We start from the raw sequence: 2,616 nt of genomic DNA on the forward strand, positions 1-2,616 counted from the left end.
GTGGGAGCCTCCCATGTTGAACACCCTTCTACCGATCCTGCTGTTCGCCGCACTCGCCCTGGCGGTGCTCGGCGCCCTGCGCCGCGTGCGCATGTGGCGGCGCGGACGGCCAAGCAAGGTCGACCTGCTCGGCGGCCTGCTGGCCATGCCGCGGCGTTACCTGGTCGATCTGCACCATGTGGTCGAACGCGACAAGTACATGTCCAAGACCCACGTCGCCACCGCAGGCGGTTTCGTGCTGTCGGCGCTGCTGGCGATCCTGGTGCACGGCTTCGGCCTGCAGAGCAAGATCCTTGGCTATGCACTGCTGGTGGCCACGGTGATCATGTTCAGCGGCGCGATCTTCGTCTTCAAGCGTCGTCTGAATCCGCCCGCGCGCCTGTCCAAGGGCCCGTGGATGCGCCTGCCGAAAAGCCTGCTGGTGTTCGCCGCGAGCTTTTTCATCGCCACTTTGCCGGTCGCGGGCATCCTGCCGGCCAATACCGGCGGCTGGGTGATGGTCGGCATTCTCGGCCTGGGCGTGCTGTGGGGTGTGTCGGAGCTGTTCTTCGGCATGACCTGGGGCGGGCCGATGAAGCACGCCTTCGCCGGTGCCCTGCACCTGGCCTGGCACCGCCGTGCCGAGCGTTTCGGTGGCGGTCGCTCCACTGGCCTCAAGCCGCTCGACCTGGAAGACCCGAACGCACCGTTGGGTGTGGAGAAACCGGTCGATTTCACCTGGAACCAACTGTTGGGCTTCGACGCCTGCGTGCAGTGCGGCAAGTGCGAGGCGATGTGTCCGGCATTCGCCGCCGGCCAGCCGCTGAACCCGAAAAAGCTCATCCAGGACATGGTCATCGGCCTGGCCGGCGGCACCGATGCGACCTTTGCCGGTAGCCCGTACCCCGGTAAACCGGTGGGTGAGCACGGCGGTCATCCACACCAGCCGATCGTCAACGGCCTGGTCGATGCCGAGACGCTGTGGTCGTGCACTACCTGCCGCGCCTGCGTCGAGGAATGCCCGATGATGATCGAGCACGTCGATGCCATCGTCGACATGCGTCGTCACCTCACGCTGGAAAAGGGCGCGACGCCGAACAAAGGCGCCGAGGTGCTGGACAATCTGATCGCCACCGACAACCCCGGCGGCTTCAACCCCGGTGGGCGGATGAACTGGGCCGCCGACCTGAACCTGAAACTGCTGTCGGACGTGAAGACCACCGAGGTGTTGTTCTGGGTCGGTGACGGCGCCTTCGATATGCGCAACCAGCGCACCCTGCGTGCCTTCGTCAAGGTGCTCAAGGCCTCGGGTGTGGACTTCGCCGTGCTGGGCCTGGAGGAGCGCGACAGCGGAGACGTGGCCCGTCGCCTGGGCGATGAAGCGACCTTCCAGCAACTGGCCAGGCGCAACATCCAGACCCTGGGCCAATACCGCTTCCAGCGCATCGTCACCTGCGATCCGCACAGTTTCCATGTATTGAAGAACGAATACGGCGCCCTGGGCGGCGAGTACCAGGTGCAGCACCACAGCACCTACATCGCCGAGTTGATCGCCGCCAACAAGCTCAACCTCGGCCAGCACAAGGGGGGTAGCGTGACGTACCACGACCCGTGTTACCTGGGGCGCTACAACGGCGAGTACCAAGCCCCGCGCGACGTGCTCAAGGCCTTGGGTATCGAGGTGCGCGAGATGCAGCGCTCGGGCTTCCGTTCGCGTTGCTGCGGCGGTGGCGGCGGTGCGCCGATCACCGACATCCCAGGCAAGCAGCGCATTCCCGACATGCGCATGGACGATATCCGCGAGACCGAGGCCGAACTGGTGGCGGTGGGGTGTCCACAGTGCACGGCAATGCTTGAAGGTGTGGTCGAACCGCGGCCACAGATCAAGGACCTGGCCGAGCTGGTCGCCGACGTGCTGATCGAGGACGACGCCCCCGCCGCCGTGAGCAAACCGAACCTGGTAAAACGTGAACCTGCAGAGGTGCACTGATGAGCGACATCATCCGCCGCGATCCCCGCGCCGAGTGGATTGCCCGCAACCGCCTGCATCCGCTGCACGCGGCGATGCAGACGCAACAGACCCGCTGGATGGGCCCCCATGGGCTCATGCGCAAGAATCCTCACGCCATCGCCGCCGGTTTCATCGGCCCCAGTGGCCTCAAGCGTATCGACCGCAGTGGCGCCCAGCAGGGCACGGCGATCGGTGGTCGGCGCACGGCAGCCGCCGAGGTGCAATTGCCCTTGCATCAAGTGGCGGATCCGGCGTTCTACATCGCCGTGGTGCCTGACATGGTCGGTGGCCGCCTCGGCAGCCACGACCGCGACCTGCTCGGCCTTGCCCGCAGCCTTGCCGGCACTGACGGTGCCGTGCTGGCGGTGGTGTTCGGTGAACACAAGGAAAGCAACTTTTCCACAGCCGGCGTCGACCGCCTGTTGGTCATTGAAGGCGAAGCGTTCGAAGGCTATGTGCCCGAACAGCTTGTCCAGGGCTTGCGGGCTGTGGATAACCAGTTCGCGCCACGGCACTGGCTATTACCCGACAGCCGCACCGGTGGCGGCGAACTGGGTCGGCGTCTGGGCGCCGCCTTGGGCGAGCGCCCGGCGACGCGGGTCTGGCAGATCAAGGACGGCCAGTGC

At 65.9% G+C, this 2,616-nt stretch carries 1 protein-coding gene and 1 pseudogene; both read left to right on the forward strand.

Annotated elements, in window-relative coordinates:
- Nucleotides 1–13 precede the first annotated feature (13 nt).
- Nucleotides 14–1,969, forward strand: a complete 1,956-nt coding sequence (gene dgcB / locus APH44_RS28720) for a dimethylglycine demethylation protein DgcB (RefSeq protein WP_054895652.1) — start codon at nt 14–16, stop codon at nt 1,967–1,969.
- Nucleotides 1,969–2,616, forward strand: a pseudogene (locus APH44_RS28725) (electron transfer flavoprotein subunit alpha/FixB family protein); the annotation flags it as partial. The gene dgcB and the pseudogene APH44_RS28725, both read left to right, overlap by 1 nt.

This window comes from Pseudomonas sp. NBRC 111143, from assembly GCF_001320965.1.
Classification (GTDB): Bacteria; Pseudomonadota; Gammaproteobacteria; order Pseudomonadales; family Pseudomonadaceae; genus Aquipseudomonas; species Aquipseudomonas machongensis.

Bases quoted from the DNA above. Each gene is read 5' to 3' on its own strand.
- dgcB (WP_054895652.1), top strand. From the start codon at position 14: ATGTTGAACACCCTTCTACCGATCCTGCTGTTCGCCGCACTCGCCCTG.